The sequence below is a fragment of the Streptomyces sp. MnatMP-M17 genome, from assembly GCF_900091995.1.
Classification (GTDB): Bacteria; Actinomycetota; Actinomycetes; order Streptomycetales; family Streptomycetaceae; genus Streptomyces.
Map to the genome: position 1 here is coordinate 1 of NZ_FMDK01000062.1, position 7,658 is coordinate 7,658.

The following is a 7,658-nucleotide window of genomic DNA, read 5'->3' on the forward strand; positions in this document are numbered from 1 at the left end:
CGCGGCGAGGTGCCGTAGCTGTCGTCGCGCGCCCGCCATGGATTACGGGACAGCCCTTAGCTCGCGCCCTGGTCGTACCGCTTCAGCCAGGCGTCCTCCGCCGCGTAGTCGAAGAGGCCGGTTCCATAGCTCGCGGCCATCTTGGGGAACGCGTCCGTCCACGCGCGCCCGCGCAGCTGTCCGGTCAGCCAGGTGACCGTCTCCGGGAGCGACTCGACATAGCCGGTGACCGGTCGGTAGCCCAACTCCCGCTCCGCGGCGGCCATGTCGTAGACCACGGTATGTTCGACGGCCCAGGGATGGTCTCCGACGGTGCCCTCCGGCGGCCCGTCCAGCAGCACGGTCTCCGTCTCCCGGTCCAGGACCGCGTCGATCGCCGCGCCGATCTCCGCGACCGTCGGCGCCTGCGGATCACCGGCGTTGAGCACCCGGGAGCCGGGCCTCAGCGCGGCGAGCCTGATCAGCTCGGCCAGATTGGACACATGGACGGGATGGAAGCGGCTCCGGCCGCCGTACGCCAGCACGCGCCGGGTACGGCCGTCCAGCAGCCGCTTGACGAAGTACAGCTCGCGCGGTGAACGGCAGTACGGCCCGTGGATCGCGCCCGCCCGCAGCAAGGTCACCGGCAACTCGTCGCCCATGGTGAGGAGTTCCCGCTCCAGCAGCACCTTTCGCGTGCTGTACGTCGTGTCGCCCGGGGCCACCGTGCGCTGGCTCTCCGGGATCGGCACCGGATAGCGCGGACCGCCGTCCGGCTCGCCCTGGGTGTCGAAACCACGGCCCTGGTCGTCCTCGTACACCGCGCCGCTGGAGATGACGACCGCGGAGCCGATCCGGTCCGCGAGTACGGTCAACTGGCGGGCGTGGTCCCGTCCATAGGCCACCAGGTCGACCACCACATCCGCGCCGTCGCCCAGCAGGGCGGCCAGCGCCGCGCCGTCCTCGCGGTCCAGCCGTACCGCCCGTACCTCACCGGGCCAGTGCTCGTCCCTGCCGCCGCCGAGCGAGGCGGCGGTCACCTCCCAGCCGTCCTCGGCGAGGGCCTGTACTGCGGCCCGGCCGATCTGTCCCGCCGCGCCGATCACCACTGCGTTTCCCTTGGTCATACGGCGACGCTAGAGGCGCCCGGCAGCATGCGCCCAGAGGCTTTCGCCGGTGGCGGATCCGCTGTCAGCGTGGCCGCCGCCGGAGCTTTCCCTTCGCCTCGGCCTTCGCCTGCTCGGCTTTCACCTCGGCCGCGTAGCGGTCGACGTACTCCTGTCCGGACAGTCCGAGGATCGCGTACATGATCTCGTCGGTGACCGCGCGCACCGCGGCCCTCTGGTTCTCCAGACCGGCGTAGCGCGAGAACTCCAGCGGCTCACCGAAGCGGATCGCGACCTTTCTGATCCTGGGGACGACCTGGCCGGGCGGCTGGATCTCGAACGTACCGACCATGGCACACGGCACCACCGGCACCTGTGCCCTGATCGCCATCACCGCGACTCCGACCTTGCCCTTGTAGAGCCGTCCGTCGTGCGAGCGGGTGCCCTCCGGATAGATCCCCAGCAGCTCGTCCTTGGCCAGCACTCCCAGTCCCTCCTGGATCGCCGCCTGCCCGGCCTCCTTGCCGGAGCGGTCCACCGGGATCTGCCCGGCGCTGCGGAAGAAGAACGCGGTCAGCCGTCCCTTGAGACCGGGACCGGTGAAGTACTCGGCCTTGGCGAGAAAAGTGATACGCCGTTTGAGGATCGCCGGCATCAGGAAGTGGTCGGAGAACGAGAGATGATTGCCGGCGACGATCGCCGCGCCCTCGGCCGGAATGTGTTCGAGCCCTTCGATCCGTGGCCGGAAGAGCACGCGCAGCAGTGGCCCCAGCAGTACATATTTGAGGACGTAGTAGAACACGGGATGCGCTCCTCACTGGCCCGGCCGGTTCCGGGGCTGCCATTTTCCCAGGTCAGCGGGTGCTCCGGCGGGGCAAGTGTAGAGGCAGCGAGGTCAGGCGGAAAGCAGTCCGGAGCCAGGAAGCCGAAAACCCGGCGAGTCGGCATCCCGGTGAGTCGAGTCGGCGCCGTGGCTCCGTGACCGGCCGGTCGCGGACTGTGGTCGGTGCCGGGGGCTCAAGGCGCTCAAGATGTGGCCGGTTGGCCCGCAAAATACAGTGGGACGGGAATGGGCCCGTATGGCGGCGGAGAATGCGGAGAATGACCTCCTTGCCACCGACAGTCCATGTCAAGGAGGAATGGGGGTATGGAGGTATGGAGATGATGACCGTCCGTTCCGATCTCATTTTGTCGGAGTCGACCGTACGCGCGCCGATCCGCGCACCGGTCGGGAAAGTCGATATCGCCACCTGGCTCTTCGGTCTTCCGGACGCCGAATCTCAGCGCTGTGCGCCTCCCGATCACATCGCCGCCGGGGCCACCACGACCGACGACGGCCGTCCTATGTCGATCAATGTCGAAATGATCGGCACCGGACTGGTGATCCAGCACTATGTCGGTGAGATCACCGAGGCCGACCACTGCCGTATGGTCTCCACCTCCGATGTCTTCACGCCCTACGGGCGGACCAAGGTGCAGGTCATCTGGGATCTGAGCGCCCGGCCGGTCGACGACGGCCGCTGCGAATACACCAACTCGGTGGTCTCGCATCCCACGGAGGAATTCCTCGTCTTCCTCAAGGAGCACGATGTCTCCTTCGAACAGGCGGCGCATGAGCGGCAGTTGGCCTCCAGCGACCACAACAACCGGGAAACTCCGCTGTTCGCCGCCAGCATCGAACGCGCGGCGCTCGCGAAATAGCCGAAATAGCCAGGAGACGAAACGGGGACAGGGCCTGGAGAGAAGGCGTCGCCATGAGCAAGAAGCGCGAAGAACCGGCGGTACGCAGCGCGCAGCGGGTGATAGAAGCGGTCCAGTCGCAGGGAGTTCCCTGTATCTTCGGGATTCCGGGTGCGAAGATCGACGCGGTCTATGACGTACTGGCCGACATGGGCCCGCAGTTGGTGGTCTGCCGGCATGAACAGAACGCAGCGTTCATGGCAGCGGCGCTCGGCCGGCTGACCGGTATCCCCGGGGTCGTCCTTGTGACCTCCGGTCCCGGTACGGCCAATCTCGCCACCGGCCTGCTGACCGCCAGTACCGAGCAGGATCCCGTCGTGGCCCTGTGCGGCGCCGTCGGCCGGGAGGACAGGCTGAAGCGGACACATCAGTCGATGGACGCCGCCGCGCTGCTCAGGACGGTGACCAAGTTCACCGGTGAGGTCAACGATCCGGACAATGTGCCGGAGACGGTCGTCAACGCGTTCCGGGCGGCCACCACGGAGCCGCGCGGATCGGCCGCGGTGATCCTGCCGTCCGACGTCCAGGCGGCTCCGACCACCGCCCGGATCGCCCGGCCCTTGCCCGTACCGCCACTCGGCTCCGCTCCGGTGGAGACGATCTGGCAGGCGGCGGATCTCATCCGCGGAGCCGCGCGGCCGGTCCTGCTGGCCGGGGCCCGCGCGGCGGATCCGGAGAGCTGTGCCGCGCTGCGGGCGCTGGTCGTGGAGACCGGGCTCCCGGTGGTCGAGACCTTCCAGGCTGCGGGAGTCATGTCCCGGGATCTGGAACGGTATTACGTCGGCCGGGTCGGCCTCTTCCGCAACCAGCCCGGCGATGCAGTCATGGCCGAGGCGGATGTCCTGGTCACCGTCGGATACGACCCGGTCGAGTACGACCCGGTCCTGTGGAACACCGATGTGAACCGTACGGTCGTCCATATCGACTCGGTCCCGGCGGCGGTCGACAACCACTACCAGCCGGCGCTGGAACTGCGCGGCACGGTGGCCGCGACACTCACCGAGCTGGTCAAGCCGCTGGCCGGACTGGTCAGGAGCGAGGCGTTCGCGGCCGACATCGCCCGCCGTCAGCGGGAGTTGGCGCAGGTCGACGAGCGCGCCCGCGCCGCCCTGCCCACGGCCGAGGGACTCAATCCGGCGGCGGTCGTCCTGGATCTGCGTGACGCGCTGGACGACGAGGCCACCATCACCTGCGACATAGGCTCTGTGTACATCTACATGGCCCGCCACTTCCGTGTCTTCGAGCCGCGCCATCTGCTCTTCTCCAACGGGCAGCAGACACTCGGTGTGGCCCTGCCCTGGGCCATGGCAGCCGCCATGGTGCGCCCGGGCACCCAGGTGGTCTCCGTCTCGGGCGACGGCGGATTCCTCTTCTCCGCACAGGAGTTGGAGACCGCCACCCGGCTCGGGCTGACCTTCACGCATGTGCTGATGCGGGACAACACCTATGACATGGTCGCCTTCCAGGAGATGCTCAAGTACGGCAGGACCTCGGGCATCCGGCTCGGCGACTACGACATCGTGAAGTACGCCGAGACCTTCGGCGCGCACGGCTACCGCGTCACCACCCAGGACGAGTTCACCTCGGCACTGCGCCGGGCGCTCGCCGAGGACGGCCCTTCCCTCATCGATGTGCCGGTGGACTACAGCCACAACACCGATCTGGCCGCCCACCTCCACGACGACGTCTTCGAGTGACCCGGCAAGGCGACCAGCTATGACCACGTCCGGCCAGCACGACCAGCACGACCAGCACACTCCCACCGACCGGTTCCGGCGCTGGGCGCGCACGATGATCGCGCACCGCCTCGGCGACCCTGCGGACCGCCACCGGGCCGGGCCCGCCCATGAGATCTATCAGTCCTCCACGATGGGCGCCCTGCTCGACGGTGTCTACGAAGGAGACGTCACCATCGCCGAGTTGCTGACCCATGGCGACTTCGGCCTCGGTACGTTCAACCGGCTCGACGGCGAGATGGTCGTCCTCGACGGCATCTGCTACCACCTGTGGTCCGACGGCAGCGCCGCGCCCGCCGAGCCCATGGACCGTACGCCCTTCGCGGTCGTGACCCGGTTCGAGCCGCAAGGCAGTATCCGGGTCACCAAGCCCATGGAGCGGGCCGAGGTCATCGCGCTGATCGACAAGGTGATCCCCAGCGCCAACCTTGTCCACGCCGTCCGGATCACCGGCACCTTCGGCTCGGTCCGCACCCGTACGGTCATGAAGCAGACTCCGCCCTATCCGCCTCTGGTCCAGGCCACCGAGGGCCAGTCGGAGACCACCTTCACGGAGACGGCGGGAACGCTCGCCGGATTCCGCTCGCCCGACTACGAGCAGGGCATCTCGGTGGCCGGATACCATCTCCACTTCCTCGATGCCCAGCGCGGAAGCGGCGGCCACGCGCTGGACTTCCGGCTGGACGACGGCGACATCGACATCAGCACGGCCTCGGAGTTCCATCTGAGCCTGCCCAGGTCCGGGAAGTTCCTGAACGCCGATCTCAGCACGGATCGTATGGCGGAGCAGATCCGTCGCACCGAAGGCGGCTGACTCCCTTCCCACGCGGTGTTGTTTTCCCCACGCGGTGCCGTTCCGGCCATACCGTAAGAGATCACCGAGCGCATAGACTCGGGCCAAGGCTTTGATCGGGGCCGGGCCTGGCCGGGCGCCGACGGGACCGGGACTGGTACACGGGTACCGCAGGGCGCGGATCCCGGTACCCGGGAGGAGTGAAGGTGGCACCGCAGGGCTCTCCGGACGACCGTTTCAACACCGGCGAGGCGCATTCGGCGCGCGTCTACGACTACATCCTGGGCGGCAAGGACAACTATCCGGTCGATCAGGAGGCCGGTGACGCGATGTGTGAAGGGTGGCCCGCGCTGCCCGTTCATATGCGCGCCAACAGGGAGTTCATGCACCGCGCGGCCCGCTATCTGGCGCGGGAGGAGGGCATCGGACAGTTCCTGGACATCGGCACCGGACTGCCGACCTCGCCCAATGTGCACGAGGTGGTACAGGAGGAACGTCCCGACGCCCGGATCGTCTATGTCGACAACGACCCGATCGTGCTGGCCCACGCCCGCGCGCTGCTGACCAGCTCTCCCGAGGGCCGCACCGCGTATGTCGACGCCGATATGCGGGACCCGGAGGCGATCATCGGTTCTCCTCAGTTCCAGGAACTCCTGGATCTGAAGGAGCCCGTCGGCCTGATGATCATTGGCATTCTGCACTTCATACTCGACAGCGACGACGACCACGGCCTGGTCCAGCGACTGCTCGAACCGCTGCCCGCCGGCAGCTTTCTGGCCATGACCATCGGCACCGCCGATTTCGCTCCGGTCGAGGTCGGCCGGGTCGCCGTCGAGTACGCCAGCCGCGGTATGCCGATGCAGCTGCGCACCCACGCCGAGGCCGAGACCTTCTTCGCGGGCCTCGACATGGTCGAACCGGGACTGACCCAGGTCCATCACTGGCGGCCCGATCCCGACCAGGAACCGATCGACGACCGTGACATAGCCATGTACGGCGCGGTCGCCCGCAAGAGCGGCTGACCACCGGGCCTCCGTCGTACCGTCACGTCCCTGCTGTACCGGGCCGGCCCGCCTTCCGAGCCGGCCCGGTACGACGGCCCGGTACGACGGATGACCGCGTGTATCAGCTCGTCGCGGCCCACGCGTAACGGTGCTCGGGGCGGCCCGTGTCGCCGTACTTCAAGGTCAGACTGATATGCCCGGTCCGCTCCAGATACTTGAGATAGCGCTGGGCCGTGGAGCGGCTGACACCGGTGCGTTCGGCGACCTCGTGCGCGGAGAGCGGATGTTCGGCCTCGCCCAGCGTGCGCCGGATGAGCGCGACGGTCGCCACGGAGTGGCCCTTGGGGAGTTCCGAGCGAGGGGCGTCCGTGATCTTGAACGCGCTGAAGATACGGTCCACCTGCTCCTGGCCCGCCTCGCCGCGTCCGCCGACACCGTCGAGAGTGCGGCGCATGGCGGCATAGCCGTCGAGTCTCGCCCGCAGCCCGGCGAAGCTGAAGGGCTTGACCAGATACTGGAGCGCTCCGTACCGCATCGCGGCCTGCACCGTGGCCACATCGCGGGCCGCCGTCACCATGATCACATCGGCGTGATGGCCGAGCTGGCGCATCCGGCGCACCAGCGTCAGGCCCGTCTCGTCCGGCAGATAGTGGTCGAGCAGGACGAGATCGACATGGGTGCGCTCCAGCGTGGCCAGGGCCTGCGCGGCGGTATGGGCGCGGCCGATGACACGGAAGCCGCGCACCTGCGCCACATACGCGGAGTTGATCTCGGCGATATGGAAGTCGTCGTCCACCACGAGCACATCGATCATCGTGACTCTCCCGCGGGAGTGAGCTGACGGGCGGAGGGAGCGTCCGCGGCGATGGGCGGAGCGTCTCCCGCGAGGTCGTCCGGAGCGAGCGCCTCGGGCAGTACGACGGTGAAGACCGCGCCGCCGCCCGCGCGCGCCGTCACCCGCGCCATACCGCCGTACCGCTCGGAGAGCCGGCGTACGAGCGCGAGTCCGATCCCTCTGCCTCGCCGGAAGGCCGGCCGCGGCGGACCGGACGGCTCCCAGGACAGCTCGCCGGACAGCGGGGGAGCGGCGGGCTGTTTGGTGGACCAGCCCTCCGCGAAGACGCGCTCGCGCAGCTCCGGTGGCACGCCCGGACCGGTGTCGGAGACTCGTATCACCGCGGTGGTGCGCTCGGCACGCAACTCGACCTCCACGAAGGATTCGGCTCGGGCGGCCTCGGCGGACGCTTCCCCGGTCTGCCCGGCCGCCGGCCCGGCCGCCGGCACCGGCGGCCCCGCCCGA

Annotated in this window: 8 protein-coding genes; 4 read left to right on the plus strand and 4 right to left on the minus strand. The window is 68.6% G+C overall.

Translation table 11 applies throughout. From position 1 onward, the window contains the following. Window positions 1-56: 56 nt before the first annotated feature. Together GA0115259_RS03355 and GA0115259_RS03360 are read right to left on the minus strand one after the other, a co-directional pair. A complete protein-coding gene (locus GA0115259_RS03355) occupies window positions 57-1,106 on the minus strand; it encodes an NAD-dependent epimerase/dehydratase family protein (RefSeq protein WP_202449623.1) in 1,050 nt (349 codons plus the stop codon). Window positions 1,107-1,170: 64 nt separating this feature from the next. Then, entirely contained in the window at window positions 1,171-1,887 is a 717-nt protein-coding gene (locus GA0115259_RS03360) for a lysophospholipid acyltransferase family protein (protein WP_093590586.1), read from the minus strand. Between the two features lie 359 nt (window positions 1,888-2,246). Between GA0115259_RS03360 and GA0115259_RS03365 the strand changes: the two genes are divergently transcribed. The 4 genes from GA0115259_RS03365 (at window position 2,247) to GA0115259_RS03380 (ending at window position 6,376) form a co-directional block, all read left to right on the plus strand. Beyond that, window positions 2,247-2,786, plus strand: a complete 540-nt coding sequence (locus tag GA0115259_RS03365) for a hypothetical protein (RefSeq protein WP_176732415.1) — start codon at window positions 2,247-2,249, stop codon at window positions 2,784-2,786. Window positions 2,787-2,839: 53 nt separating this feature from the next. After that, window positions 2,840-4,522 (plus strand): acetolactate synthase AlsS, encoded by a 1,683-nt coding sequence (gene alsS / locus GA0115259_RS03370; RefSeq protein ID WP_093590589.1) that lies wholly within the window; start codon window positions 2,840-2,842, stop codon window positions 4,520-4,522. A gap of 19 nt (window positions 4,523-4,541) precedes the next feature. After that, complete coding sequence (gene budA, locus GA0115259_RS03375) at window positions 4,542-5,375, plus strand: acetolactate decarboxylase (protein ID WP_237539730.1); 834 nt, start codon at window positions 4,542-4,544, stop codon at window positions 5,373-5,375. Between the two features lie 185 nt (window positions 5,376-5,560). Next, window positions 5,561-6,376: an SAM-dependent methyltransferase gene (locus tag GA0115259_RS03380; RefSeq protein WP_093590604.1), complete on the plus strand. Its 816-nt coding sequence runs from the start codon at window positions 5,561-5,563 to the stop codon at window positions 6,374-6,376. A gap of 103 nt (window positions 6,377-6,479) precedes the next feature. Here GA0115259_RS03380 and GA0115259_RS03385 read toward each other — a convergent pair whose 3' ends face one another. Both GA0115259_RS03385 and GA0115259_RS03390 read right to left on the minus strand, forming a co-directional pair. Next, complete coding sequence (locus GA0115259_RS03385; RefSeq protein ID WP_093590592.1) at window positions 6,480-7,172, minus strand: response regulator; 693 nt, start codon at window positions 7,170-7,172, stop codon at window positions 6,480-6,482. Then, on the minus strand, window positions 7,169-7,658 hold a 490-nt coding region (locus tag GA0115259_RS03390), incomplete at its 5' end, for a sensor histidine kinase (protein WP_237539731.1). The genes GA0115259_RS03385 and GA0115259_RS03390, both read right to left, overlap by 4 nt.

What these genes read in the sequence shown, in the direction of transcription:
- GA0115259_RS03355 (WP_202449623.1), bottom strand. Translation starts at nt 1,106, where the DNA reads ATGACCAAGGGAAACGCAGTGGTGATCGGCGCGGCGGGACAGATCGGC.
- GA0115259_RS03365 (WP_176732415.1), top strand. Translation starts at nt 2,247, where the DNA reads ATGATGACCGTCCGTTCCGATCTCATTTTGTCGGAGTCGACCGTACGC.
- alsS (WP_093590589.1), top strand. Translation starts at nt 2,840, where the DNA reads ATGAGCAAGAAGCGCGAAGAACCGGCGGTACGCAGCGCGCAGCGGGTG.
- budA (WP_237539730.1), top strand. Translation starts at nt 4,542, where the DNA reads ATGACCACGTCCGGCCAGCACGACCAGCACGACCAGCACACTCCCACC.
- GA0115259_RS03385 (WP_093590592.1), bottom strand. Translation starts at nt 7,172, where the DNA reads ATGATCGATGTGCTCGTGGTGGACGACGACTTCCATATCGCCGAGATC.